The following is a 24027-nucleotide window of genomic DNA, read 5'->3' as shown; positions in this document are numbered from 1 at the left end:
CATGACGATCTCGACCGCGACGCATGGTTCCATCGAGCGCTCCCGCCCCTCCGCGGGCATCGATGAAGATGGTCCGGACGCCGCTTTCGAGGTTCCGCCAGCGAGCGAGGCACGCGGACGCTGGTTCGATCTCGGCTTTCGCCTTATCATCCTGGCACTGGCCGCGCTGTGGCTGCTGATGCCGCCGGCCGGCGGCGGGCAAAACGCGGCAGACGAGAAGACCGTAGCGACGACCCGATGACCGACAGACAGCCCGAATCCACCGCGGCCCGCATCGAGCCGCTGGCAACGCTGCCGCTCTTCCACAAGCTGGACGGGCGCAAGGTCGTGCTCGCCGGCGGGACCGAAGGCGCGCTGTGGAAGGCCGAGCTGCTCGCGGCGACCGGAGCCGAGCTGCATGTCTTCGCCGCTGGCGAGGCGGCGCTGTTCGCAGGATTGGCGCAGAGCGAGGTTGGCGGCCGCGTGCATGTGCATGGCCGAGCCTGGCAGGCCGACGACCTGACCGATGCCGCAATCGCCGTCGCCGATCTCGACGATGCCGATGCGGTGAGGGCCTTCGTCGCGGCGGCGCGGCAGGCCGGCGTGCCGGTCAACATCGTCGACAAGCCGGAGCATTGCGATTTCGCCTTCGGCGCGCTGGTCAACCGCTCGCCGCTGATCGTGGCGGTCTCGACCGATGGCGCCGCGCCCGTCTTCGGACAGGCGATCCGCACCAAGATCGAGGCGCTGCTGCCGGCCGGGCTGAAGAACTGGGCACAGGCCGCGGCCGATTGGCGCCCGGCGGTGCAGGCGCGCGAACTGCCCTTCGCGCTCAGGCGCAGCTTCTGGGAGCTCTTTGCCGGCAAGGCCATGGCCGAGCCGGAGCGCACGCCGAATCTCGACGACGAGGCCGAGCTTTTCGCGAAGCTCTCCCGGATCGAGGCCGCCCATGACGGCAAGGGCCGCGTCACGCTGGTCGGTGCCGGCCCCGGCGACCCTGAACTGCTGACGCTGAAGGCGATCCGCGCCCTGCAGAGCGCCGACATCATCCTCTATGACGACCTCGTCTCGCCCGGTGTGCTGGAGCTTGCGCGACGCGAGGCCAAGCGCATGCTGGTCGGCAAGACCGGCTATGGCCCCTCGGTGAAGCAGGGAGATATCAACGCGCTGATCGTCTCGCTGGCTGCCCAGGGCAAGCATGTCGTGCGGCTAAAGGGTGGCGATCCCGGCATCTTCGGCCGCGCCGGCGAGGAGATCGAGGCCTGCCAGGCGGTTGGCGTGCCCGTAGCGATCGTGCCGGGCATCTCGGCGGCGCAGGGAGCTGCAGCCTCACTCGGCCTGTCGCTGACCCACCGCGACCATGCAAGGCGCCTGCAATTCGTCACCGGCCATTCGCGCAAGGGCGAATTGCCCGATGATCTCGACTGGCGCGCCATGGCGGACCCCGCCGCCTCGACCGTGATCTACATGGCTCGGGCGACCCTGCCCGGCTTCCGCGAGCGCGCTATCGCCGCCGGGCTCGACCCGCAGACGCCAGCCGTCGCCGTGCTCGCGGCCACGCGGCCGGACGAGCAGCGCGTCGCCGCGACCATCGCCGATCTGCCGGAACGGCTCGGCGAATTGCCGACGAGCGGCCCGGTTCTGGTGCTGCTTGGCCATGCCTTCGGCCCGGCCCTGTCCGCCGCGAATCCGGCGGAAGACCGCCGCCGGGCCTGAGCACGACCCGGCTTCGTCGCCGGGTGGAACGCGATCACCGGAGATGCGTTTTCTCCTCCGGTGCCCCAATTTGGAAGGCGCGCATTGCGCCAGGTCATTGAGGCAAAGCCGATAATTCAGTACGTTTCGTTTGTTATTCAGAACGGATCGAGGCCTCACCAAGCCTTGCCGTGAACCAACGGAGCCCTGACATGATGCGACCCGTTTACAGCCGCCTCCTTCGGGCCGGACTGGTTCTGGGAGCCTTCAGCCTCTGCTTCGGCGTCGTCGCCGGGGCCCGCGCCCAGACCGAGCTCCTCAACGTCTCCTACGACCCCACGCGCGAGCTCTACCGCGAGATCAACGCGGCCTTCATCGCCGAGTGGAACGCGAAGAATCCGGACAAGAAGATTTCGACGATCCGCCAGTCGCATGGCGGCTCCGGCGCGCAGGCCCGCACCGTAATCGACGGGCTCAATGCCGATGTCGTGACGCTGGCGCTGGCCGGCGACATCGACGCGGTGGCCGAGCGCTCGAAGAAGCTGCCGCTCGACTGGCAGAAGCGCCTGCCGCACAATTCCTCGCCCTATACCTCGACGATCGTCTTCCTCGTCCGCAAGGGCAATCCCAAGGCGATCAAGGACTGGGGCGACCTCGTGAAACCGGGCGTCCAGATCATCACGCCGAACCCGAAGACCTCGGGCGGGGCGCGCTGGAACTATCTCGCCGCCTGGGCCTATGCCGAGAAGGCCTTCAACAAGGACGAGGCGAAGGTCCGCGACTATATCGGCAAGCTGCTCGCCAATGTCCCGGTGCTCGACACCGGCGCACGCGGCGCGACCACGACCTTCACCCAGCGCGGCATCGGCGACGTCTTCCTGTCCTGGGAGAACGAGGCCTTCCTCGCGCTGAAGGAGTTCGGCGCCGACAAGTTCGACATCGTCGTGCCGAGCCTGTCGATCCTGGCCGAGCCGCCGGTCGCGCTGGTCGATGGCAATGTCGATGCCAAGAAGACCCGCGAGCAGGCGCAAGCCTATCTCGAGTTCCTCTACACGCCGAAGGGACAGGCGATCATCGCCAGAAACTTCTACCGCCCGCGCAATCCGGAAGCGGCCGAAGCCAAGGACATCGCCAATTTCCCGAAGGTCGAACTGGTGACGATCGACGACGTCTTCGGCGGCTGGAAGAAGGCGCAGCCGACCCATTTCGGCGATGGCGGCACCTTCGACCAGCTCTACAAGCCGGCACGCTGAGGGCCTGTCCATGACGGCGGCGACGACGACCTTCCGCTGGCGCGAGCCGAGCATCCTGCCCGGCTTCGGGCTGTCGCTTGGCATCACCGTGACGGCGTTGTCGCTGATCGTGCTGATCCCGCTGGCGGCTCTCTTCCTGAAGGCAGCCAGTGCCGGCCCCGCCGATATCTGGGCGGTGGCGACCTCGCCGCGCACCTTGGCCGCGCTGAAGCTCTCCTTCACCGCCGCCTTGTTCGCTGCACTGGTCAACGCCGTGTTCGGCCTGATCCTGGCCTGGGTGCTGGTGCGCTACGAGTTTCCCGGTCGACGCCTGATCGATGCCGCCGTCGACCTGCCTTTCGCCTTGCCGACGGCGGTCGCCGGCATCTCGCTCGCGGCGATCTATGCGCCGAACGGCTGGGTCGGCTCCCTGCTGGCGCCGCTCGCATTCAAGCTGACCATCCCCTTCACCGGTCTCTCCTTCGGCTTCGACGGCAAGGTCGCCTATACCCCGCTCGGCGTGATGGTGGCGCTGATCTTCATCGGCCTGCCCTTCGTGGTGCGCACCGTCCAGCCTGTGCTCGAAGAGTTGCAGAGCGATGTCGAGGAAGCCGCAGCGCTGCTCGGCGCCAGCCGCCTGCGGACGATCTTCCGGGTGATCCTGCCGCCGGTCCTGCCGGCGCTGATGACCGGCTTCGTGCTCGCCTTCGCAAGGGCCGTCGGCGAATACGGCTCGGTGATCTTCATCGCCGGCAATGTGCCGATGATCTCCGAGATCGCCCCGCTGCTGATCGTGATTCGACTCGAGCAGTTCGACTATGCCGGCGCTGCCGTGGTCGCGACGATGATGCTGTTGATCTCCTTTGCCCTGATCCTCGCCGGCAACCTCATCCAGGCCCGCGCCCGCCGGAGGTTCGGCGATGTCTGACGCGATCCTGACTTCCGCTGTCGCAACCGCGCCGACACGCAGCCCCGGACGGACGCGCGGCGAGAGCCCCGTCGTTCAATTCGTGCTGATCGCAGTCTCGCTCGCCTTCCTGCTGCTCTTCCTGCTGCTGCCGCTCGTCACCGTCTTCGTCGAGGCCGCCGCCAAGGGCTGGGAGGCCTATCGCGCCGCGATCACCGAGCCCGATGCGCTGGCGGCGATCCGCTTGACTCTGCTGGTTGCGGCGATCGCGGTGCCTTTCAACGTCGTCGTCGGCATCGCCGCGGCCTGGGCGGTCGCCAAGTTCGAATTCCGCGGCAAGAACCTGCTGATCAGCCTGATCGACCTGCCCTTCTCGGTCTCGCCGGTGATCTCGGGCCTCGTCTTCGTGCTGCTCTTCGGCGCGCAGGGCTATTTCGGGCCATGGCTGCAGGCCAACGACCTGAAGATCGTCTTCGCCCTGCCCGGCCTGATCCTCGCCACGGTCTTCGTCACCTTCCCCTTCGTGGCGCGCGAACTGATCCCGCATATGCAGTCGCTGGGATCATCCGACGAGGAAGCGGCGCTGACGCTCGGCGCCTCGCCCTGGCGCGTCTTCTTCTGCGTGACGCTGCCGAACGTGAAATGGAGCCTGTTCTACGGCGTGCTGCTCTGCAACGCCCGCGCGATGGGCGAGTTCGGCGCGGTCGCCGTGGTCTCGGGCAAGATCCGCGGCCTGACCAACACCATGCCGCTGCATATCGAGATTCTCTACAACGAGTACATGGGTGCGGCCGCCTTCGCGGTGGCCTCGCTGCTGGCGGGGCTGGCGCTGGTTACCCTCGTGCTCAAGACCCTGCTCGAATGGCACTACGGCGATGTGATCGCCGCCAGCCGCCGTCACTGACCCACAGACGAAGGATTGCTCGCCATGTCGGTCGCCGTCACCATCGAGACCATCGAAAAGCGCTTCGACAACTTCCCGGCGCTGCGCGGCGTCTCGCTCGATATCCAGCCGGGCGAACTCGTCGCCCTGCTCGGACCGTCGGGCTCGGGCAAGACCACGCTGCTGCGCCTGATCGCCGGGCTGGAAGAGGCCGATCGCGGCCGTGTGCTGTTCGGCGAGACCGATACGCGCAACCTCTCGTTGCGCGACCGGCGCATCGGCTTCGTCTTCCAGCAATACGCGCTGTTCAAGACCATGAACGTCGCCGAGAATATCGGCTTCGGGCTCAAATCCCGGCCGCGCCACGAGCGTCCGAGCCAGGACGAAATCCGCAAGCGTGTCAGCGACTTGCTGGAGCTCGTTCAGTTGCCGGGGCTGGAGAAGCGCTATCCGAGCCAGCTCTCCGGCGGCCAGCGCCAGCGCGTCGCGCTCGCCCGCGCGCTTGCCATCGAGCCGCGCGTGCTGCTGCTCGACGAGCCCTTCGGCGCGCTCGACGCCAAGGTCCGCAAGGACCTGCGGGCGTGGCTGCGCGAACTGCACGGACGGACCGGCCACACCACCGTCTTCGTCACGCATGACCAGGAAGAGGCGCTGGAGCTGGCCGACAGGGTCGCCATCCTCAACGAAGGCCGCATCGAGCAGGTCGGCTCGGCCGACGATGTCTACGACCATCCGGCGACGCCCTTCATCTGCGAATTCCTGGGCGAGGTGAACAAGCTGCCGGTCAAGGTCGTCGGCAGCCAGGCCTTCTTCGGCGACCGGCCAGTGCTGGGCGGATTGTCGCAGAACCAGGGCGGCCCGGCCTCGCTCTATGTCCGGCCGCAGCATCTGCGCATCGTCGACGAGACGCCGCTGGGCCTGCCCGGCACAGTCGAGCACCTGCGCCGCAACGGCCCGATCCGCCGGGCAGAGGTCGCGGTCGAGGGGCTGAAGAAGCGGCTCGAGGTCGATCTCGCCAGCCAGGTCGCCCCGGCGATCGGCGAGCGGATCAGGCTGCGCATCGCCCATGGCAACCTGTTCGCTGCCGCCTGATCCTCCATTTCGCGCATCGGGCGACCGCGAAAACCGGATTCCCCTTTTCGGCCCGATGCCATAGCCTCCCAGGCGAATCCGGCAGCCATCTCGGCCCCGGCTCTCGGTCTGGACAGGAGATCGCGATGAAAGCACGCGCGAAATGGGTTGATGGCATGGCCTTCATGGGCGAGTCCGGCAGCGGGCACGCCATGATCATGGACGGCGCGCCGGAATATGGCGGGCGCAATCTCGGCATCCGGCCGATGGAAATGCTGCTGATCGGGCTCGCCGGCTGCACGGCCTTCGATGTCGTCGGGATGATCAAGAAGGGCCGCGAGAACATCACCGGCTGCGAGGTCGATGTCGAGGCCGAGCGCGCCACGACCGATCCCAAGGTCTTCACCAAGATCCACCTCGCCTATCGGATCACCGGCAAGGGCCTGTCGCAGGCCAAGGCTGAGCGGGCCGTCACATTGTCGAAGGAAAAATACTGTTCGGCTTCGATCATGCTCGGGGCGACCGCCGAGATGAGCTACAGCCTCGAAGTGATCGACGAATTGCACAAGGAGGCCGCTGAATGAGCAGGGCTGAATTCGCAGGGCTGATTACGCCCGACGCGCTGGCCGCGCGTCTCGGCGACGAGAACCTCGTCATCATCGATATTCGCACCGCCGCCGATGGTTCGCGGGAGGCGTTCGAGGCCGGGCATATTCCCGGTGCCGTTCATTCCGACTATGCCGTCGATGGCTGGCGCGCCAAGATCGGCAATGCGCCGGGCATGCTGCCGCCGCTGGGCGATCTCGCGGCGCTCGCGGGCAAGCTCGGGATCAAGCCGCATGACGACGTGGTCATCGTGCCCGCTGGCACCGCAGCCACGGATTTCGCCGCGGCGGCGCGTGTCTACTGGACGCTGAAATTCATAGGCCATGGCCAGCAGGCGATCCTCGATGGCGGCTTCAAGGCCTGGACGGCCGATGCGAAGCGTCCGGTCGCGACCGGCGCCTCCGCTCCGAAAAGCACGGCAGCCTATCCCGTCGTCGCAAAGCAGAGCCTGCGCAGCACGGCGGATTCCACGCTCGTCGCCTCCAGAAGCAAGCAGGCGAATCTCGTCGATGCCCGCGGCCCGAGCTATTTCGAGGGTCGCGAGAAATCGGCCGAGGCCGCGCGAGCCGGGCATATCCCCGGCGCGATCCAGCGCGACTATGCCGGCGCCTTTGACGGCGGCAAGCTCAAGGCGCAGGGAGAATTGCAGCAACTCTTCTCTGCGGTGCCGCAGGGGCCGGTGATCTCCTACTGCAATACCGGCCATTCCGCCGCGGCGAACTGGTTCGTGCTGTCCGAGGTTCTGGGTCGTGACGAGGTCGCGCTCTACGATGGCTCGATGACCGACTGGACGCAGGACCCGGACCGTCCGGTCGCGACCGGCAAGGCGGCCTGATCGCGCTTTCGATTGCAAATCAGGTTGAAAAGGTTCAAAGGAAGCGCCGATCGCGTGCCGTGACGCGCGGCGCTTCCTGACATTCTGAACCGAGCCATCAGCCGATGAACGCCGTCGCGCCGAAAATCTCCTTCGTCTCGCTGGGCTGCCCCAAGGCACTGGTCGATTCCGAGCGGATCATCACCTCGCTGCGCTCCGAGGGCTACGAGCTCTCGAAGAGCCATGCCGGGGCCGACCTCGTCATCGTCAATACCTGCGGCTTCCTCGACAGCGCCAAGGCGGAGTCGCTGGAGGCGATCGGCTCGGCCATGGCCGAGAACGGCAAGGTCATCGTTACCGGCTGCATGGGCGCCGAGCCCGAGCAGATCCGCGACGTCTTCCCGAACGTGCTCGCGATCACCGGCCCGCAGGCCTACGAGAGCGTCGTCTCGGCCGTGCATCAGGCGGTGCCGCCGAAGCACGACCCGTTCGTCGATCTCGTGCCCGATCAGGGCGTGAAGCTGACGCCGCGGCACTACGCCTATCTCAAGATTTCAGAGGGCTGCAACAATCGCTGCACCTTCTGCATCATCCCGAAGCTGCGCGGCGACCTGGTCTCGCGGCCGATCGGCGACGTGCTGCGCGAGGCCGAGAAGCTGGCCAAGGCCGGCGTCAAGGAGCTGCTGGTGATCTCGCAGGACACCAGCGCCTATGGGCTCGACATCAAGTACGCGCCCTCGATGTTCAAGGATCGCGAGATCCGCACCCGGTTCTTCGAACTCGCCCGCGAGCTCGGCCAGATGGGGATGTGGGTGCGCCTGCACTATGTCTACCCCTATCCGCATGTCGACGAGGTGATCCCGCTGATGCAGGAAGGGCTGGTGCTGCCCTATCTCGACATCCCGTTCCAGCACGCCTCGCCGAACGTCCTGAAAGCGATGAAGCGCCCGGCCCACCAGGACCGGACGCTCGACCGCATCCGGAAATGGCGCGATATCTGCCCGGACCTCGCCATCCGCTCGACCTTCATCGTCGGCTTCCCCGGCGAGACCGAGGAGGACATGGACATCCTCGTCGACTGGTTGAAGGAAGCGAAGCTGGAGCGCGTCGGCGCCTTCAAATACGAGCCGGTCAAGGGCGCGACCGCCAATGATCTCGGGCTCGACCTCATCCCCGAAGAGGTCAAGGAGGCCCGCTGGCACCGCTTCATGAAGGCGCAGGCCGAGATTTCGACCCGCCTCGTCAAGCGCCGCGTCGGCAAGCGCATCCAGGTCATCATCGACGAGGCTGGGCCGACCGTCGCCAAAGGCCGCTCGAAATGGGATGCGCCGGAGATCGACGGCAATGTCTATGTGGCGAGCCGCCGCCCCTTGCGGGCCGGCGATATCGTCACCGTGAAGATCGAGCGCGCCGACGCCTACGATCTTCACGGCATCGCGGTCTGAGCGAGACGCCCGTCAGTTCCTGAACTCGCAGATCCGGCGGATGATGCGGCCGTTGCGGTCGCGTACGCTCTGGAAACTGTCGCCGCAGTTTTCGGCGGTCACGACCGGCGGGGGCGGCTCCCGGCGAGGCGGTTCGTTGCAGGCGTAGGTGAGGCAGTTGGCTCCAGCAGCCCGCGTCTTCACTGCACCAGGAACCCGCAAGCGCTCGTGATCCTGCTGGCGGATGGCGAAGATGGAGTTGTCGTTCTGCCCACCGGAGCTGTCGCTGCCCCCGCCACCGCCGTTGCCTCCGCCCTGCTGAGCCAGAGCGACGCCTGAGATGGTAAGTGTCGCGAAGAGAAAACCGACGATCTGAAACCTGCTGGCCATGACGTCACCTTGAAGGGTTGTCAGCACCGCGTGCTGATACCGATTCGTCGCGGCGCCTGCCCTGCGGGTTCATGGCTCACGAAAAAAATGCGCCCGGTTGCCCGGGCGCACTGCAGGATTCGCATCGTTTCCAAGCTGGATCAGGGGATCAGGACGGTCGAGCCCGTGGTGCCGCGCGATTCCAGCAGACGGTGCGCGTCGGCTGCATCCTTCAACGGGAAGGTCGCGTTGACCGGCACCTTGACCTTGCCGCTGGCCACGGCTCCGAACAGGTTCTTCGCCATCGCGATCATGGTCTCGCGCTTGGCCGTGTGGGTGTTCAGCGTCGGGCGCGTGACATAGAGCGAGCCCTTGGCCGCGAGAATGCCGAGATTGAAGGCTTCGACCGCGCCCGAGGCATTGCCGAAGCTCGCCAGCAGGCCGAAGGGCTTCAGCGTGTCCAGCGACTTCATGAAGGTGTCCTTGCCGACGCCGTCATAGACCACGTCGCAAAGCGCGCCGCCGGTGATCTCCTTCACCCGCGCCGCGAAATCCTCCTCGCGGTAATTGATGACATGGTCGGCGCCATGCGCCTTCGCCAGCTCGGCCTTCTCCTTCGAGCCGACGGTGCCGATCACGGTCGCGCCCAAAGCCTTGCCCCATTGGCAGAGGATGAGGCCGGTGGCGCCGGCCGCGGCATGGACGAGGATCGTGTCGCCCGGCTTCACCTTGTAGGTCCGGTGCAGCAGGTATTCGGCCGTCAGCCCCTTGAGCAGCATGCTGGCGGCGGCCTCGTAGGAAATGGCCTCGGGCAGCGCCACGACCGACGCCGCCGGCACGATGCGCTCCTCGGCATAGGCGCCGAGTCCCGCGACCACAGCGACGCGGTCGCCCGGCTTGAATTCGGTGACGTTGGGACCGACGGCGAGCACGTCGCCGGCGCTCTCGTTGCCAAGCGTGAAGGGCATCTGCGGCGCCGGGTAGAGGCCCGAGCGAAAATAGGTGTCGATGAAATTCAGGCCGATCGCCCGGTTGCGGATCAGGATTTCGCCGGGGCCGGGCTGCGGCAGGGTGACGTCCTCGAACTGCAAGACCTCGGGGCCGCCGGTCTTGTGGGCGCGAATGGCTTTGACCATGAAAGGCATCTCCTACGGATGGATGCCCGACCATAGTTCATCGGGCGGGAAAGGCATCCGTGCCCGACGCAGAACGCACCTTGCGACTTTGCGGCCCGTGGCCAAGACGCGATGCATCGGCTAGCCAAGAGCGATGAGCACGCAGACTGCCGATCAGGTCGATATCGCCATCGTGGGCGCCGGCGCCGTCGGCCTCGCGGCCGCGTTGGCGCTGAGCCGCGAGGGGCGCAGCGTCGCCCTGCTCGGCCCCGTCGCGACGCCGCGCGACGGGCGCACCGTCGCCCTGCTCGATGGATCCTGGCGGATGCTGGCCGAACTCGGCGTGCAGGATGCCTTGCTGGAGAAGGCTGCGCCGCTCGAGGTGATGCGCCTCGTCGATGACAGCGGCAGCCTGTTCCGCCAGCCGCCCGTCGAGTTCCGGGCCTCCGAGATCGGGCTGGAGGCCTTCGGCTGGAATATCGAGAATGCCGACCTGACCGGGATTCTGGCCGAGAAAGCGGGTGCATTGTCCGGCCTGCGCATGATACCCGGATTCGTCCGGGCCATCGAGCCGGAGGCGGACGGCGTGCGCCTTTCCGGCGAGGGTTTTGCACCGCTGAAGGCCCGCCTCGTCGTCGGCGCGGATGGACGCAATTCGCAGGTGCGTGCGGCGGCGGGCATCGAAAGCCGCGACTGGCGCTATCCGCAGGTCGCGCTCACTGCGATCTTCGAGCACCGCCGCGACCATCAGGAAACCTCGACCGAGTTCCATACGCGCCAAGGCCCCTGCACGATCGTGCCCCTGCCCGGCCGGCGCTCCTCGCTGGTCTGGCTCGTCGATCCGGAGGAGGCGCCGGCGCTGACCGCGCTCGACGACGCCGCCTTCGCCCTGCGCGTCGAGCGGCAGGTGCAGTCGCTGCTCGGCGCGATGACCGTCTCGGGGCCGCGCGGCAAGGTGCCGATGGGCGGGCTCTCGGTCGAGCGCTTCGGTGCCGGCCGAATGGCGCTGATCGGCGAGGCTGCGCATGTCTTCCCGCCGATCGGCGCGCAAGGGCTCAATCTCGGCCTGCGCGATGTCGCGGCGCTTAGCGAGGCGCTTGCGGGCGCCGCGGATCCCGGCGTGCCAAGCGTCATCGCCGATTACGACCGGGCGCGGCAGGCCGATGTCCGCCTGCGCACGGGCGCGGTCGACATGCTCAACCGCACGCTGCTGACCGATCTGCTGCCGGCCGATCTGATGCGTGGTGCCGGGCTGCTCGCGCTGTCGCGGATCGGGCCGCTGCGGCGGCTGGTGATGCGGCAGGGTCTGGCCGGCGGCGCTCGCGCCTGAGCGAGTTACTCGCCTAGCACCTTGCGGGTATCCGCCCCGCTCGCCACGACCTTTCGCAAGCCAGCCGCCTGCTCACGAAACACCGGCGCCAGCGGCAGAGGCGTCGAGACGAGGCGTCGACCCCCAGGTTCCTCGACCTGCGCATCGAGCAGGCCGCGTGCCGACATCTGCGGATCGGAGACCGCCTCCTCCAGCGTTCGCACCACCGTGCAGCAGCAATCCAGCGGTTCGACCAGCGCGCGCCAATAGGCGGCGCTCTCGCTGGCGATGATCGCGGCAATCCCCGCTCGTGTCGCTTCCGGGTCGCGACGGTCGTCGCGCAGCCGCTCGTCAAGGCCGATGCCCTCGCAGAAACTCTCCCAGAACTTGGGTTCGATCGCGCCAACCGCGAGGAACCAGCCATCGGCGGTGGCATAGAGCCCGTAGCGCGGGCTCAGCCCCGTCAGGAGGCCTTCGCCGCCATCGGGAAAGGAGCCGGTCACCTGCCCCTGCGCCAACCCGTACCAGGCGAAGGTCGGCATCGCATCGGCCATGGCGATGTCGAGATGGCAGCCCTGCCCGGTCCGATCGCGCTGTCGCAAGGCCAGCAGGATGTTGAGCACGGCCGGCATCGTGCCGCCGGCGATATCGGCGACGAGCGGCGGCGGCAGAGGCGGCGCCTCGCCGCGCTTCAGGGACTGGCCGAGCAGGCCGCCGAGCGCCTGGTAATTGATGTCGTGCCCGGCCTCCTGCGCGCGCGGGCCGTGCTGGCCATAGCCGCTGATCGAGCAATAGATCAAGCGCGGATTGAGCGCTTTCAGCGCCTCATGGCCGAAGCCGAGCCGTTCCATCACGCCCGGCCGGAACTGCTCGATCAGGATATCGGCCTTCGCAATCAGCGGGGTCAGGCGGGCCAGCGCGTCCGGCGCTTTCAAGTCGAGCTCGACCGAATCCTTACCCCGGTTGAGCACCGCGAAGGGCGCCGCCGTCTCGCCGAAGCGTGGCGGGAAGCCGCGCATGTCCTCGCCGCCCGGCCGCTCGATCTTGATGACGCGCGCGCCGGCCTCCGACAGAAAGAGGCTCGCCAGCGGCCCGGGCAGGAGCGTCGAGAAATCGAGGACCAGCAGGTCGTCCAGCGGCAGCATCCGGCACCTTATTGCGCGGGGCGTGTTTGGAAAGTTCCTCAGCCCTCATCCTGAGGAGCCATGTCGCGAGACATGGCGTCTCGAAGGATGATCCAGGAGGCTCCGGAATCGTCTGGAGCATCCTTCGAGACGGCCCTTCGGGCCTCCTCAGGATGAGGGCTTGCTTTTCCAAACAGGCTCTCAGTGAAACAGATCGGCCGCTATCCTGCCCGTCTTCACCAGCCACAGGAAGCCCGACAGCGTGACCATCGAGACGATGGTCCCGACGAGGATGCAGGCTGAGGCGCGCTCGACGCCGACCTTGTACTGCGTCGAGATGACGAAGATGTTCAGGGCCGGCGGCAGTGCCGCCATGATGATCGCGGCATAGATCCAGTTGGTCGGGATGCCGCCGAGCGCCGAGAGCAGCACCCAGACCAGGAGCGGATGCAGCAGGAGCTTGATGAAGACCAGCGCCGGCACACCAGCGGGCATCGTCTTCATCGGCCTCAGCGCTACGGTGACGCCGAGCAGGAAGAGTGCGCAGGGAGCGGCCGCCTGCGACAGCCACAAAACCATCCGATCGAGCGCCACGGGCAATTCGAACTTGAGATAGCTCGCCAGCACGCCCGCCAGCGTCGCGACGTTGAACGGATGGGTGACGACCCGCCAGGCCACCTCGCCGGCGGTCGCCAGCAGGCTCTTCTTCTCGACGCCGGCGACCGCCATCAGCAGCGGGACGAGCGAGAACAGCAGCACGCTGTCGAAGACGAAAATCAGCACGACCGGCGCGCTCGCCTCCGGGCCGAGCGCCGCCAGGATCAAGGGCGGACCCATATAGCCGATATTGGAATAGGCCCCGGCGACGCCCTGCATCACCGCCTGCGGCAGGTCGCCCTTGGCAGCCTTGAGCCCGATCGCCAGCGACAGGCTGAAGGCGCAGAAGGTGGCGAAGGTCGTGCCGGCGATGAACTTCCAGTTGGCGAGTTCGCTCAGCGGCTTGTCGGCGATCAGGCGGTAGAACAGCGGCGGCAGCGCGACATAGATCAGGAAGAACTGCAGCCAGGCCAGCCCCTCCTCCGGCAACTGCTTGTAGCGGCCGATGGCGAAGCCGAGCAGGATCAGCCCGAAGAACGGCGCGACCAGATTGAAGATGCTGAGAAGGTCGGCCATCGGGAAGCGAGCGATCCTGGCGTCAGGGCGGCCCTTTGAGGCCATGCGATCCGCGAACGGCCAGATTTCCGTAGCAAGAAACAATCCAACCGATCGGCCCGAGCCTAAATCCCGATCGCGATCAGTTGGCAATCCCTTCCTTCCGCCTTGCGCCATGCCCTGACAGCAAGGCGAGCGGGCGGATCAGGAGCGACGTCAGCGCCGCTTTCGTCCAGCTCTGCGCCGCGCGCTCGAAGAAGCGCCAGATCAGCCAGGAGAGGGCGATCAGCCCCAGCGTCACGAGGATGACCAGCGCCAGCGGCTGCAACGCCTGTCCGGCATGATTGAAGGCGACGTAGCCGATATGCTGGTGGAGCAGGTAGAGCGGATAGGTCAGGCCGCCGATCGCCAGCATCAGCCCAGAGGGCAAGGGCAGGCGCGGAAAGCGGATGGCGGCGGCAACGGTCGCGATGATCGCGATGCAGGAGGCCGCCACGACGAGATCGCTATAGGCGACGTGATAATTCTCGCGGTTCCACTGGGCGAGCTGCAGCGACTGGACAATCGCCACCGCCGCGCAGAGAGCGAGCAATACAAGCGTCTTGCGATCGTAACCATCGCGGAAGGCGGCATAGAGCACGAGCCCAACGCAGAAGAAGGCGCTCTGGTCGGTCAGGAGCAGATAGCGCATCACGCCACTGGAGATCGTGGCGCGGTCGATGACCGAGATCAGCAGCCAGCCGATGACGATCGCGGGGTAGTTCGCGCGCTTGAACCAGCCCGCCGCCATGAAGGCGAAGACCCAGGCATAGAAGACGACCTCGTAGAAGATCGACCAGTAGGAGCCGTCGAGCGACGGCTTTCCGATCAGCTCGGGCTTGATCAGGAGGTTCGCGGCCCATTGGCCGGGCGTCGCTTGCAGGCGCGGAGCGCCGAAGGTCACCACGACGAGGAAGGTGATCGTCATGCACAGCACGAAGGTCGGATAGATCCGCGCGAAGCGGGCTATGCCGAATTGCAGTGGCGTGCGGCCCTCGGCCGAATAGGCGATGACGAAGCCGCTGATCACGAAGAACAATTGCACGCCGAGATAGCCGTATTTCAGCACGGGCTCATAGGCCGGCAGCGAAACGTCGGTCAGGCCGAGCGTCAGGCCGCGGAAACCGAAATGGAAGAGCACCACGGTCAAAGCCGCCAGCAGGCGCAGCGCATCGAGGGTTTCGAGCCGCAGGCTGGGGGCGGCGGTTTCCGGCTTGGTCATGAAACCCGCGTGTCGCTCGTGACTGAGGCGGCGCCGGGCTCCTCCGGCGTCGAGCTCCCGGCACTATAGCGGATCAGCACCATCCCCGCGGGACAATGGCCGGCGATGGTTACTCATCTCAGGTGTTTCCCGGCCTTCGCGGTATTGATCCGGCTCGTCGCAAAGCCCCAAAGCAAGACGAGACAGAATTCCTGGGAATTTTAACCCATACAAGCGCAGAGGAATAATAACCTAGGTACATTATCCCGCCCGCCTTCAAAAGCATCATGGACGGGCCGCTGCGATCTGGTTCACAATGCTGCAACGCAATACGGAGCCGCCGATGACGACCAGGACGCCGCGCCAGTTCTTCCGCCCGCTCGCGATCGGCGCGCCGGAGCCCTTCCGCGAATTGCCGATGCGGCTCGAACGGATGATCCATTTCGTGCCGCCGCATCTGGAGAAGGTCCGCGCCAAGGTCGGCGAACTCGCGCCCCAAGTCGATATCGTGCTCGGCAATCTTGAGGATGCCATCCCGGTCGAGGCCAAGCAGGCAGCGCGCGACGGCTTCATCACCATGGGCAAGGCGGTCGATTTCGGCAGGACCGGCCTGTGGACCCGCGTCAATGCGTTGAATTCGCCGTGGTTCCTCGACGACATCACCGCGATCATGGGCGAGATCGGCGGCAAGCTCGACGTCGTGATGGTGCCGAAAGTCGAGGGCCCCTGGGACATCCATTATGTCGACCAGTTGTTGGCACAGTTCGAGGCGCGCCATCTGCTGCGCAAGCCGATCATGATCCACGCCATCCTGGAGACGGCGGAGAGCGTGAAGAATGTCGAGGCGATCGCCACCGCTTCGCCACGCATGCACGGGATGAGCCTCGGCCCCGCCGACCTCGCAGCGTCGCGCGCCATGAAGACGACGCGTGTCGGCGGCGGCCACCCCGAATACAAGGTGATCGCGGACCCCTGCCCCGATGGCGGCGTTCGTGCCGTTGCGCAGCAGGATCTCTGGCACTATACGCTCGCCAAGATGGTCGATGCGTGCGCCTCGGCCGGGATCAAGCCATTCTACGGCCCGTTCGGCGATTTCAGTGACGAAGCCGCCTGCGAGGCGCAGTTCCGCAATGCCTTCCTGCTCGGCTGCGCCGGCGCCTGGACGCTGCATCCTTCGCAGATCGCCATCGCCAAGCGGGTCTTCAGCCCCGACCCGGCGGAGGTCGCCTTTGCGAGGCGGATTCTGGAGGCGATGCCAGATGGGTCCGGCGCCGTGATGATCGACGGCAAGATGCAGGACGACGCCACCTGGAAACAGGCTAAGGTGATCGTCGACCTCGCCGTTCAGGTGGCCGCGCGCGACCCCGATCTCGCCGAGCGCTACGGAATGTGATGGGACAGCCGATCCCGATCGATTGATTTCGACGCATTTACGACGCATTGCTTGAGCAAGGCGGCAAGAACGTAAGCTGGCGGCGTATCAGCCAGCGCAAGATGGATCTGTCATGGAAGCGCGTTCGGCCAAGTTCAGGATCGGGCAGGTGGTCAAGCACCGCATCTACCCGTTCCGCGGCGTGATCTTCGACGTCGACCCGGTCTTCTCGAATACCGAGGAGTGGTGGATGGCGATCCCGGAAGCCATGCGGCCGTCAAAGGACCAGCCCTTCTACCACCTCTTCGCCGAGAACGAGGAGGCGGAGTACGTCGCCTATGTCTCCGAGCAGAACCTCGTCGACGACGATTCCGGCGAGCCCGTGCGCCATCCGCGCGCCAAGGAATTCTTCCGGCGCGACCGCAAGGGCCGCTACAAGCTCGACCGCGCCGATCTCAACTGAGGTTTATAGTTCTCAGTATCCTGTCGGCTGGCCGCCGATCCAGAAAGCCCGGACATCTCTCAAAATCTCGCCGTCATCCCGGGCTTGCCCCGGGATCCATCGGAGGCTCCAGCGCTCTACGATGGATCCCGGATCGGCGCTGCTTCGCAGCTTGTCCGGGATGACGCCGTGGTTCATCAGGAAATCGACATACGAACTAAAAAGGCCGGTCCCGAGAGGGACCGGCCTTTTTCGTATCAGGTGAAAGCCGCGCCGCTCAGGGCTTCGGCGGAGTCGCAGGAGCGGCAGGAGCGGCCGGCGCGGCGCCGGGGGCCGGAGCGGCAGCACCGCCGGCACCGAGGCGCTGGCGCAGCTCTTCCTGGCGCTTGGCGAGCTCGTCCTGAAGCTGCTTCTGCTGGTCCTCGAGCACCTTCGGGTCGATCGCGGCGCCATCGAAGCCCTTGGCGAAATCGGCCAGCGGGATGGTGAAGGTCAATTCGCGAGCGCCCTGGTTCTGGACGCTGACGTTCAGGTTGGTGCCCTTCTTCATCGAATTGATGAAGTCGTCCTTGACCTGCGCCTCGGCAAAGCAGCCGTTCGGGAAGCAGATCGCATAGCGGCCGCCGGTGGGCTGCGCATTGTCGACGGCGAAGCGGATGCCGGGCTGCAGCAGCAGGCCGAGCGGCATCAGGAAGCGCACGATCTTGTTGGCGTCACCCTTGACGTCATAGACCGCGACGGCGAGCACCGGCTGGCCCTGGTCCGAGACGAAGTCACGGGTGGTGTAGCAGATTTCCTTGTTGGCACCCTGGTCCTTGCCGCAGACCTTGGTCCAGCTCGTCTGCGAGGGCTCGGGCTTGACCTGCACGACGGTCGGGCCCGTGGCAGCGGCAGCGCCGGGCTGCGCGGGAGCCGCGGGCTGCTGGGCGGGGGCGGCCGGACGGGCCGGGGCCGGGCGCTGCGCCGGAGCCTGGGCGAAGGCCGCAACCGGCGCGAACCCGATGGCCGTGCTGAGCACGAGGCCGAGCGCACGAGATGACAGGCGATACGAAGCGGACATTCCTTGTCTTTCCTTATCAAGCGAATTCGGGATCACGACTTCGCAAGCCGCGCGCGTCACCGCTGATGGCCCAATCGCATGGGGCGCAGGCCATCGCAAGCCGTGCACATCAAGGCTGATTGAGGCGTTTGAATGACACCCTGCCCTCGCCTTTAGCGAGTTCGCAGCGAGGATTCCAGCCCGAATAGCTGCGTGACCATGCTGCACCCATGCTATTCTTGCGCAGGGAATCAGGTCGTACGATGGAATTTCTTCGATTGCCCCAGGCGGTCAGCCGCCGCAGGGTCAACCTCTTGCTGGCTTTGGCCCCGTTCGCCGTTCTGGCGCGCGGCCGTTCCGCATTGGCTGATTCGGCCCCGCTGCGGCATGCCATCGCGATGCATGGCCAGCCGGTGCTGCCGCCCGGTTTTCCGCATCTGCCCTATGCCGACCCCAAGGCGCCCAAGGGCGGACGCATCGTCATGGGCATCCAGGGCACGTTCGACAGCCTCAATCCCCTCGTCGTGCTCGGCGTCGCGCCCGATGCCGTGCCGAAATACGTGCAGCAGAGCCTGCTCTACCGCTCGGCGGACGAGCCGTTCACGGCCTACGGCCTGCTCGCCTCCGGAATCTCGCTCGATGCCGACCGCAAGCAGCTCGCCTTCGAGATCGACGAGCGTGCAAAATTCTCGGACGGCAGGCCGGTGACGGCCGAGGACGTGATCTTCACCTTCGAGATGCTGAAGGCGAAGGGCAAGCCGTTCCATCGCTCCAGCCTGGGCCGTGTCACCAAGGTTGCGGCGCCCTCGCCCCGGCGCGTCGAATTCGAGCTCGGCGACGGCTCCAACCGCGAATTGCCGCTGGTGATCGGGGCGATGCCGATCTTCGCGAAGCATGCGACCAATGCGGAGACCTTCGGCGAGACCAGCTTCAAGCCGGCGCTCGGTTCCGGCCCCTATGCCGTCGAGGAGGTCCGTCCGGGCGAATCGCTCACGCTGAAGCGGCGGAAGGATTTCTGGGCCGATGACCATCCGCTGACGCGCGGGCTCTATAACGCCGACGAGATCCGCTACGATTTCTACCGGGATTCGAACGCGCTGTTCGAAGCGTTCAAGGCCGGGCTCTACGATGTCCGCATCGAGGGCGACCCGACACGCTGGATGACCGGCTACGACGTGCCAGCCGTTCAGGATGGGCGCATCCGGCAGGAAACCCTGCATTTCAACACGCCCAAGGGCATGACCGGCCTCGTCTTCAACACGCGACGGCCGATCTTCGCCGATGTCCGGGTCCGCGAGGCGCTTGGGCTGCTGTTCGATTTCGAATGGGTCAACCGCAACCTGTTCCACGGCGTCTACCGCCGGGCCGGCAGCTTCTTCTCAGATTCGGACCTTTCGGCGCTCGGCGCTCCGGCCGACGCCCGCGAGAAGACCCTGCTCTCCGGTTTTCCAGGCGCCGTGCGCGAGGACATCCTCTCCGGCAGTTGGCGACCATCCGAGACCGACGGCTCGGGCCGCGACCGTGAGCAGGCGCGGCGGGCGCTCGATCTGCTCAAGTCGGCCGGCTACATGCTGCGCGAGGGCGTGCTCCGCAACGGCAAGGACGAGCCCTTCGCCTTCGAGATCACCGTGACCAGCCGGCCGCAGGAGCGGCTCGCGCTCAACTATTCCCAGTCGCTGTCCCGGCTCGGCATTGCCGTGTCGGTGCGCCTGATCGACGACGTGCAGTACTGGCGGAGGCTCTCCGCCTTCGATTTCGACATGATCCAGTGGACCTGGCCGGCCTCGGCCTCGCCCGGCAACGAGCAGATCGGGCGCTGGGGCTCGGCCAATGCCGCCCGCAACGGCGCGCTGAACTATGCCGGCGTGAAATCTCCGGCCGTGGACGCCGTATTGCAGGCCCTGCTCGGCGCCCGCGAGCGCGAGGATTTCGTTGCGGCGGTGCGTGCGCTCGACCGCTTGCTGATCTCCGGATTCTACGTCGTGCCGCTGTATTACCTGCCCGATACCTGGATCGCGCTGGCGCGCGGCGTGGTTCTGGCGGGGCGGCAGCCGGCCTATTTCCTCTCCAACGAACTGCTGGCACGCCTCCCGGCGACAGCGCCGGCCAACTAGGGTCTGTCGATGCGGGCAGAACAGGACGAAGCCTCAGCCTTGCTCGACGGTCTCGATCTCGACACGCTGCTCGCGGCGCTGACCCGCAACCGCGGGTATGACGCGGCCTTGCGCGACCCGCCGGGCCGGCGCGGCTGGAGCGATGTCACGCCGGGTTCGGTCAATTTCCTCGACCTCGACGAGCGTATCGACCGGCTGGCCCGTCTGCTCGCCATCAACAAGGGCACGCCGGGCGCAAGCGTCGCGATCCTGGCGCCGCTCGGGCCGGAGGCGATCGTCTCGATTCTGGCCAGCCTGCGCGCGGGCCTGTCACCGCTGATGCTGCCGCTGCACGGCAACGAGCTTGAACTGCTCAGGCTGATCGAGGCGTCCGGCGCGGTGATGGCGCTCGGTGTGAGCCGCGTCGGGCCATTGCGGCCGCTCCTGACGCTGCGCAATCTGGCGATGCGGGCCTTCGGGACGCGCTTCGTCGGCGGCTTCGGGCCGGATGTGCCGGATGGCGTCGCCCCGCTCGACACGCTGATGGCCAATCCGACGCTGCATCCGCTGCCGCAGCTCACGGAGCGGCCGGTGTTGCAGATCGCCGACGGCGTGTCGCTGCAGGGGCCGATCGCGCTGCCGGAGCGGGAACTGCTCGGCAAGGCGCTCGATATCTCGCGAGCGCTGAAGCCAACGATCTCCTCGCGCATCGTGACGACGCTGGTCGGCGGCGATCTCGCCGCGCTGGCCACCGGGCCGGGCGTGGCGATGCTGAGCGGGCTCGAACTCCTGCCGCTCGGCCTGTTCAATCTCGGTGATCTCCAGGCCTGCATCGAAGGCGGGCGCAGCGTCCATCTGGTCATGCCAGGCGCGATGGAGCCGGCCCTGGCGCATTCGCGGCTGGCCGGGAATCCGGCCCTCGCGAGCCTCGTCTTCGTGCATAGGGCCAGCGAGGCACGCAGCCTCCCGGCGATCGACCGGCCGGATGTGGCTATCGTCGACATCGAGGCGCACTCAGCCGCGGAGATCACCGTCAGCAAGCGCCAGGGGCCTGCGGCCGTCTGACGGGGCTCTCACCCGGAACCTTCGGAGCCGCCCGGCGTTCAGAGACGGGGCGTCTTCCTTGGAGTGGCAGCCATGCTTGCCGCCGGTCTCGTTCTTCTGTCTCTCTCCTCCGCTCCCGTCTCTCAATCCGTCATACATGTCGCGGATTCGCCGCCGCGCTTCGATATCGCCGCGTCATGTCGCGATGTCGGCAAATCAGGCATCGACATCGGCCGTCCGGCGAGTGCATGCCAGGGCGACGAGGAGCGCGCCCGTGACACGCTGACCGCACGTTGGGCCCAATTCCAGCCGGGCGCCCGGACAGCTTGCGTCGAAGGTGCGACCTATGGTGGGCCACCGAGCTATGTCGAAGTGCTTACCTGCCTGGAGATGAAGAAGCCGTGACGGCCGGGCGCTCGCCGGTCGCGGCAGCGCGCAGGAGCAGGTAGAGCACCAGAGCATTGAGCACATGCCAGAACCAATGCGTGCCGAGCTGCAGGCTGCCGCAGAGCGCGTTGTCGACGCTGCGCATCGTCAGGGAAATGGCGAAGGTGCCTGCGGCAAGCGCCAATAGCCGACTCTGACTTCGCAGCGCCGGCATCCGCGACATCGCGAGCGCGACGCCGATCAGCCCGAGCAGGAACGCGGCATAGCCGGCCGAGCCCGCCATTCCAGCGGGCAGGGCCGCGCGCCCGGCCGCAGACAGCCCCAGCGCGAGGCCGAAGAAGACCAGCGTGCCAATAGCCGTGAACATCCCGGACAAGCCGAGGAAGCGCTTCAGCGCGAAGGCGAAATAGCCGAAGGCAAAGAGCTGGATCGGCACGACATCGGCCAGAAGCGTCCAGCGATTCGGGATGGTATGGAACAGGAACGAGCCAATGCCGATGGCGAAGACCAGCCCTGTCAGGACGAGCGTGACGAATTCTCTGCCGGTTTGGCGGCGCCACAGCCAGAACGCAGCCACGGCCGCCGCGAGAAATGCGGCATTGGTCACCGCATTCAGCGGCTCGGCCCAGAAGCTGCCATCCAGTCTTTCGCAATAGCCGAACTGCATCGCCCTCCCCATCAGCCTTCCGCTTAAGCGAAGCCGCCTGTTGCGACGGCATCATGTCCTTGGTGTTGCCTTCGCTGGCCCGGTCCGCAAAGCTTCAGACTCGCTAGCAGGAGATATCCCGATGCGCAGCCTTTGCCTTCCGCTTCTTGCGGCCGTCCTGCTTGCCGGCGGCGTGGCGACGCCTGCTTTCGCCAACCCGCAGGCTTGCGCCGATCTCTGGACCCAGCGCAACGAGATCTACAAGGCGCAGGGCTATTGCTTCCGGACGAAGCGCGCGATCGCAGCCTTCGGCAATGCCGGCTGCCAGTACGACAATGTCGAGGACCTGCCGCTTTCCGCCAATGACCACCGGGTGATCGCCGACATCCTGCGGCAGGAGCGCGCCCTGCGCTGCCCGCGCTGATCCCGATTGCCTGTGGAAGGCAGGGCTTCCTCACGTCCAGCGAGGGGAAGGCCGTGCTAGAAGCGCCGGCCGCAATTCCGCGCCTGATCCAACCCGACGATTCATCGCCCGCATGACCACCGCAATCGAGATGGGAACGACGAGGACCGGCGAGCCCGGTCTGATCGATCTCGCCGAATTGCTGGCGACGCGCCTGCTCGTCCAGGGCAATTCCGGCTCGGGCAAGTCGCATCTGCTGCGCCGCCTGCTGGAGCAGAGCGCCCCCCTGGTGCAGCAAGCCATCATCGACCCCGAGGGCGATTTCGTCTCGCTCGCCGACCAGTTCGGGCATGTCGTGGTCGATGCCGAATGCGGCGAGGCCGAACTGCAGCGCGTCGCGCTGCGCGTGCGCCAGCACCGCGTCTCGGTGGTGCTCAACCTCGAAAACCTCGAAGCCGACGAGCAGTTGCGTGCCACTGCCGCGTTCCTCGGCGGGCTCTTCGATGTCGACCGCTCGCTCTGGTTCCCGATGCTGATCGTGGTCGACGAAGCCCAGCTCTTCGCGCCGGTGATGGCGGGCGAGGCCTCCGACGAAGCGCGTCGCCTTTCATTGGGCGCCATGACCAACCTGATGTGCCGCGGCCGCAAGCGTGGGCTTGCCGGCGTGATCGCGACGCAGCGCCTCGCCAAGCTCGCCAAGAACGTCGCGGCGGAAGCCTCGAACTTCCTGATGGGCCGCACCTTCCTCGATATCGACATGCAGCGCGCCGCCGACCTGCTCGGCATGGACCGGCGCCAGGCCGAGATGTTCCGCGATCTCGAACGCGGCCAGTTCGTCGCGCTCGGCCCCGCCCTGTCGAAGCGCCCGCTGCCGATCCGGATCGGCACCGTCTCCTCGGTAGACCGCGGCAGCGCGCCGGGATTGATGCCGCTGCCGGAACAGGCGCCTGAAGAAGCCGGAAAGCTGATCTTCACGCGCGGCGAGGACGAGCCGCTGCCGATGGCCCGGCCGGTGCGCCCGGCGCCGCGTCCCAAGCCCGATCCGACGGAGGTGCTGCGCCGGATCGAGAACTACCGCCCTGCCCCGCAGCCGGAGCCTGAGCCCGAGATCGAGCTGGAACCGGCCGAGCGCGAGGCGATCATGGTCGAGATCCTCCGCGAACTGATGAGCGATCCCGAGGCCCGTTCGCGGCAGGTCGCCGTGCTCTACCAGGACTTCACCGTGCGCTGCCGGATGCGCCGGCTCGGCCGTACCCATTTGAGCCTGGAGGAGTTCCGGCGCCGGCTTGCGGTGGCGCGCGCCGGTGTCAGCGACAGCATCGCGACGAGCGAGGGCTGGCAGGCGGCCGTCGAAGCCTCCGGCTCGCTGCCGGAGGATCTGCAGAGCCTCTTCCTCTACATCGCCCGCACCGCGATCGAAGGCCGCCCCTGCCCCAGCGATGCCGAGCTCGCCGAAGTCTATGGCAGCGCCTCGCCGAGCCGAGCGCGGCGCGTGCTCAGCTACATCGAAGAACGCGGGCTGATCGTCTGCCATATCGATTTCCGGGGACAGCGCACGCTCGCGCTCCCGACGCTCGGCGTCGAGACCGCGCCGGGACTGGCCCAGCCGCGCACGGCCGGCATGCCGCGCAGCGCGCGGGGGTGAGCGCCGGTCGCCGCGCGAGGCCGCCATTCGCCAGCG

General features: G+C 66.8%; 24 protein-coding genes. 17 read left to right on the top strand and 7 right to left on the bottom strand.

Features of this window, described 5'->3' with window-relative positions; translation table 11 throughout:
• The first annotated feature begins 1 nt into the window (after nucleotide 1).
• From Q9235_RS08030 to rimO, 9 genes are all read left to right on the top strand, one after another.
• Entirely contained in the window at nucleotides 2–241 is a 240-nt protein-coding gene (locus tag Q9235_RS08030) for a hypothetical protein (protein ID WP_306226281.1), read from the top strand.
• Nucleotides 238–1695: a siroheme synthase CysG gene (cysG, locus tag Q9235_RS08025; protein ID WP_306226280.1), complete on the top strand. Its 1458-nt coding sequence runs from the start codon at nucleotides 238–240 to the stop codon at nucleotides 1693–1695. The genes Q9235_RS08030 and cysG overlap by 4 nt, the downstream gene beginning before the upstream one ends.
• A gap of 191 nt (nucleotides 1696–1886) precedes the next feature.
• Entirely contained in the window at nucleotides 1887–2927 is a 1041-nt protein-coding gene (locus Q9235_RS08020; RefSeq protein ID WP_306226279.1) for a sulfate ABC transporter substrate-binding protein, read from the top strand.
• A 10-nt stretch (nucleotides 2928–2937) separates the two neighbouring features.
• On the top strand, nucleotides 2938–3834 hold the full coding sequence (gene cysT / locus Q9235_RS08015) for a sulfate ABC transporter permease subunit CysT (RefSeq protein ID WP_306226278.1): 897 nt from the start codon (nucleotides 2938–2940) through the stop codon (nucleotides 3832–3834).
• Nucleotides 3827–4717, top strand: coding sequence for a sulfate ABC transporter permease subunit CysW (gene cysW / locus Q9235_RS08010; protein ID WP_306226277.1), 891 nt, complete (start codon nucleotides 3827–3829; stop codon nucleotides 4715–4717). The genes cysT and cysW overlap by 8 nt, the downstream gene beginning before the upstream one ends.
• Nucleotides 4718–4741: 24 nt before the next feature.
• On the top strand, nucleotides 4742–5788 hold the full coding sequence (locus tag Q9235_RS08005; protein ID WP_306226276.1) for a sulfate/molybdate ABC transporter ATP-binding protein: 1047 nt from the start codon (nucleotides 4742–4744) through the stop codon (nucleotides 5786–5788).
• Between the two features lie 125 nt (nucleotides 5789–5913).
• The gene (locus Q9235_RS08000; protein ID WP_061968013.1) at nucleotides 5914–6351 is read left to right on the top strand and encodes an OsmC family protein; all 438 of its coding nucleotides are present in this window, start codon (nucleotides 5914–5916) and stop codon (nucleotides 6349–6351) included.
• The gene (locus Q9235_RS07995; RefSeq protein ID WP_306226275.1) at nucleotides 6348–7208 is read left to right on the top strand and encodes a sulfurtransferase; all 861 of its coding nucleotides are present in this window, start codon (nucleotides 6348–6350) and stop codon (nucleotides 7206–7208) included. Before Q9235_RS08000 ends, Q9235_RS07995 begins: the two co-directional genes overlap by 4 nt.
• A 104-nt stretch (nucleotides 7209–7312) precedes the next feature.
• On the top strand, nucleotides 7313–8632 hold the full coding sequence (gene rimO, locus Q9235_RS07990; protein ID WP_306226274.1) for a 30S ribosomal protein S12 methylthiotransferase RimO: 1320 nt from the start codon (nucleotides 7313–7315) through the stop codon (nucleotides 8630–8632).
• A gap of 12 nt (nucleotides 8633–8644) precedes the next feature.
• Here rimO and Q9235_RS07985 read toward each other — a convergent pair whose 3' ends face one another.
• On the bottom strand, nucleotides 8645–9001 hold the full coding sequence (locus Q9235_RS07985) for a hypothetical protein (protein WP_306226273.1): 357 nt from the start codon (nucleotides 8999–9001) through the stop codon (nucleotides 8645–8647).
• 140 nt (nucleotides 9002–9141) lie between these two features.
• Nucleotides 9142–10116, bottom strand: a complete 975-nt coding sequence (locus Q9235_RS07980; RefSeq protein WP_306226272.1) for a quinone oxidoreductase family protein — start codon at nucleotides 10114–10116, stop codon at nucleotides 9142–9144.
• Nucleotides 10117–10249: 133 nt separating this feature from the next.
• On the opposite strand from Q9235_RS07980, the gene Q9235_RS07975 reads away from it, so the two are divergent.
• On the top strand, nucleotides 10250–11425 hold the full coding sequence (locus Q9235_RS07975) for a UbiH/UbiF family hydroxylase (RefSeq protein ID WP_306226271.1): 1176 nt from the start codon (nucleotides 10250–10252) through the stop codon (nucleotides 11423–11425).
• 5 nt (nucleotides 11426–11430) lie between these two features.
• Here the strand turns inward: Q9235_RS07975 and Q9235_RS07970 are convergent, their stop codons facing one another.
• The 3 genes from Q9235_RS07970 to Q9235_RS07960 all read right to left on the bottom strand — a co-directional run bounded on the left by Q9235_RS07970 (nucleotide 11431) and on the right by Q9235_RS07960 (nucleotide 14941).
• Nucleotides 11431–12549 carry a CaiB/BaiF CoA transferase family protein gene (locus tag Q9235_RS07970; protein ID WP_306226270.1) on the bottom strand — a complete coding sequence of 373 codons (1119 nt, stop codon included), beginning with the start codon at nucleotides 12547–12549 and terminating at the stop codon, nucleotides 11431–11433.
• Between the two features lie 180 nt (nucleotides 12550–12729).
• Nucleotides 12730–13701, bottom strand: a complete 972-nt coding sequence (locus Q9235_RS07965) for an AEC family transporter (RefSeq protein ID WP_306226269.1) — start codon at nucleotides 13699–13701, stop codon at nucleotides 12730–12732.
• 121 nt (nucleotides 13702–13822) lie between these two features.
• A complete protein-coding gene (locus Q9235_RS07960; protein WP_306226268.1) occupies nucleotides 13823–14941 on the bottom strand; it encodes an acyltransferase family protein in 1119 nt (372 codons plus the stop codon).
• A gap of 322 nt (nucleotides 14942–15263) precedes the next feature.
• On the opposite strand from Q9235_RS07960, the gene Q9235_RS07955 reads away from it, so the two are divergent.
• Both Q9235_RS07955 and hspQ read left to right on the top strand, forming a co-directional pair.
• Nucleotides 15264–16313 carry an HpcH/HpaI aldolase/citrate lyase family protein gene (locus tag Q9235_RS07955; protein ID WP_306226267.1) on the top strand — a complete coding sequence of 350 codons (1050 nt, stop codon included), beginning with the start codon at nucleotides 15264–15266 and terminating at the stop codon, nucleotides 16311–16313.
• 112 nt (nucleotides 16314–16425) lie between these two features.
• The gene (hspQ, locus tag Q9235_RS07950) at nucleotides 16426–16755 is read left to right on the top strand and encodes a heat shock protein HspQ (RefSeq protein WP_047578680.1); all 330 of its coding nucleotides are present in this window, start codon (nucleotides 16426–16428) and stop codon (nucleotides 16753–16755) included.
• A gap of 256 nt (nucleotides 16756–17011) precedes the next feature.
• Here hspQ and Q9235_RS07945 read toward each other — a convergent pair whose 3' ends face one another.
• Nucleotides 17012–17794 carry an invasion associated locus B family protein gene (locus Q9235_RS07945; RefSeq protein ID WP_306226266.1) on the bottom strand — a complete coding sequence of 261 codons (783 nt, stop codon included), beginning with the start codon at nucleotides 17792–17794 and terminating at the stop codon, nucleotides 17012–17014.
• Nucleotides 17795–18036: 242 nt separating this feature from the next.
• Between Q9235_RS07945 and Q9235_RS07940 the strand changes: the two genes are divergently transcribed.
• From Q9235_RS07940 to Q9235_RS07930, 3 genes are all read left to right on the top strand, one after another.
• Nucleotides 18037–19887, top strand: a complete 1851-nt coding sequence (locus Q9235_RS07940; protein ID WP_306226265.1) for an extracellular solute-binding protein — start codon at nucleotides 18037–18039, stop codon at nucleotides 19885–19887.
• 9 nt (nucleotides 19888–19896) lie between these two features.
• Nucleotides 19897–20931 (top strand): AMP-binding protein, encoded by a 1035-nt coding sequence (locus tag Q9235_RS07935; protein WP_306226264.1) that lies wholly within the window; start codon nucleotides 19897–19899, stop codon nucleotides 20929–20931.
• A 72-nt stretch (nucleotides 20932–21003) separates the two neighbouring features.
• A complete protein-coding gene (locus Q9235_RS07930; RefSeq protein ID WP_306226263.1) occupies nucleotides 21004–21315 on the top strand; it encodes a hypothetical protein in 312 nt (103 codons plus the stop codon).
• Here the strand turns inward: Q9235_RS07930 and Q9235_RS07925 are convergent.
• Entirely contained in the window at nucleotides 21287–21976 is a 690-nt protein-coding gene (locus tag Q9235_RS07925; RefSeq protein WP_306226262.1) for a ceramidase domain-containing protein, read from the bottom strand. The two genes, Q9235_RS07930 and Q9235_RS07925, sit on opposite strands and share 29 nt — an antisense overlap.
• 109 nt (nucleotides 21977–22085) lie before the next feature.
• Here Q9235_RS07925 and Q9235_RS07920 point away from each other — a divergent pair, with 109 nt between their 5' ends.
• Both Q9235_RS07920 and Q9235_RS07915 read left to right on the top strand, forming a co-directional pair.
• On the top strand, nucleotides 22086–22367 hold the full coding sequence (locus Q9235_RS07920; RefSeq protein WP_306226261.1) for a YARHG domain-containing protein: 282 nt from the start codon (nucleotides 22086–22088) through the stop codon (nucleotides 22365–22367).
• 112 nt (nucleotides 22368–22479) lie between these two features.
• Complete coding sequence (locus Q9235_RS07915) at nucleotides 22480–23991, top strand: helicase HerA domain-containing protein (protein ID WP_306226260.1); 1512 nt, start codon at nucleotides 22480–22482, stop codon at nucleotides 23989–23991.
• Nucleotides 23992–24027 lie beyond the last annotated feature (36 nt).

This window comes from Bosea beijingensis, assembly GCF_030758975.1.
Taxonomy (GTDB): domain Bacteria; phylum Pseudomonadota; class Alphaproteobacteria; order Rhizobiales; family Beijerinckiaceae; genus Allobosea; species Allobosea beijingensis.
This window is presented reverse-complemented; position numbering and strand designations above follow the sequence as displayed.

What these genes read in the sequence shown, in the direction of transcription:
- Q9235_RS08030 (WP_306226281.1), top strand. Translation starts at nt 2, where the DNA reads ATGACGATCTCGACCGCGACGCATGGTTCCATCGAGCGCTCCCGCCCC.
- cysG (WP_306226280.1), top strand. Translation starts at nt 238, where the DNA reads ATGACCGACAGACAGCCCGAATCCACCGCGGCCCGCATCGAGCCGCTG.
- Q9235_RS08020 (WP_306226279.1), top strand. Translation starts at nt 1,887, where the DNA reads ATGATGCGACCCGTTTACAGCCGCCTCCTTCGGGCCGGACTGGTTCTG.
- cysT (WP_306226278.1), top strand. Translation starts at nt 2,938, where the DNA reads ATGACGGCGGCGACGACGACCTTCCGCTGGCGCGAGCCGAGCATCCTG.
- cysW (WP_306226277.1), top strand. Translation starts at nt 3,827, where the DNA reads ATGTCTGACGCGATCCTGACTTCCGCTGTCGCAACCGCGCCGACACGC.
- Q9235_RS08005 (WP_306226276.1), top strand. Translation starts at nt 4,742, where the DNA reads ATGTCGGTCGCCGTCACCATCGAGACCATCGAAAAGCGCTTCGACAAC.
- Q9235_RS08000 (WP_061968013.1), top strand. Translation starts at nt 5,914, where the DNA reads ATGAAAGCACGCGCGAAATGGGTTGATGGCATGGCCTTCATGGGCGAG.
- Q9235_RS07995 (WP_306226275.1), top strand. Translation starts at nt 6,348, where the DNA reads ATGAGCAGGGCTGAATTCGCAGGGCTGATTACGCCCGACGCGCTGGCC.
- rimO (WP_306226274.1), top strand. Translation starts at nt 7,313, where the DNA reads ATGAACGCCGTCGCGCCGAAAATCTCCTTCGTCTCGCTGGGCTGCCCC.
- Q9235_RS07985 (WP_306226273.1), bottom strand. Translation starts at nt 9,001, where the DNA reads ATGGCCAGCAGGTTTCAGATCGTCGGTTTTCTCTTCGCGACACTTACC.
- Q9235_RS07980 (WP_306226272.1), bottom strand. Translation starts at nt 10,116, where the DNA reads ATGGTCAAAGCCATTCGCGCCCACAAGACCGGCGGCCCCGAGGTCTTG.
- Q9235_RS07975 (WP_306226271.1), top strand. Translation starts at nt 10,250, where the DNA reads ATGAGCACGCAGACTGCCGATCAGGTCGATATCGCCATCGTGGGCGCC.
- Q9235_RS07970 (WP_306226270.1), bottom strand. Translation starts at nt 12,549, where the DNA reads ATGCTGCCGCTGGACGACCTGCTGGTCCTCGATTTCTCGACGCTCCTG.
- Q9235_RS07965 (WP_306226269.1), bottom strand. Translation starts at nt 13,701, where the DNA reads ATGGCCGACCTTCTCAGCATCTTCAATCTGGTCGCGCCGTTCTTCGGG.
- Q9235_RS07960 (WP_306226268.1), bottom strand. Translation starts at nt 14,941, where the DNA reads ATGACCAAGCCGGAAACCGCCGCCCCCAGCCTGCGGCTCGAAACCCTC.
- Q9235_RS07955 (WP_306226267.1), top strand. Translation starts at nt 15,264, where the DNA reads ATGACGACCAGGACGCCGCGCCAGTTCTTCCGCCCGCTCGCGATCGGC.
- hspQ (WP_047578680.1), top strand. Translation starts at nt 16,426, where the DNA reads ATGGAAGCGCGTTCGGCCAAGTTCAGGATCGGGCAGGTGGTCAAGCAC.
- Q9235_RS07945 (WP_306226266.1), bottom strand. Translation starts at nt 17,794, where the DNA reads ATGTCCGCTTCGTATCGCCTGTCATCTCGTGCGCTCGGCCTCGTGCTC.
- Q9235_RS07940 (WP_306226265.1), top strand. Translation starts at nt 18,037, where the DNA reads ATGGAATTTCTTCGATTGCCCCAGGCGGTCAGCCGCCGCAGGGTCAAC.
- Q9235_RS07935 (WP_306226264.1), top strand. Translation starts at nt 19,897, where the DNA reads ATGCGGGCAGAACAGGACGAAGCCTCAGCCTTGCTCGACGGTCTCGAT.
- Q9235_RS07930 (WP_306226263.1), top strand. Translation starts at nt 21,004, where the DNA reads ATGCTTGCCGCCGGTCTCGTTCTTCTGTCTCTCTCCTCCGCTCCCGTC.
- Q9235_RS07925 (WP_306226262.1), bottom strand. Translation starts at nt 21,976, where the DNA reads ATGGGGAGGGCGATGCAGTTCGGCTATTGCGAAAGACTGGATGGCAGC.
- Q9235_RS07920 (WP_306226261.1), top strand. Translation starts at nt 22,086, where the DNA reads ATGCGCAGCCTTTGCCTTCCGCTTCTTGCGGCCGTCCTGCTTGCCGGC.
- Q9235_RS07915 (WP_306226260.1), top strand. Translation starts at nt 22,480, where the DNA reads ATGACCACCGCAATCGAGATGGGAACGACGAGGACCGGCGAGCCCGGT.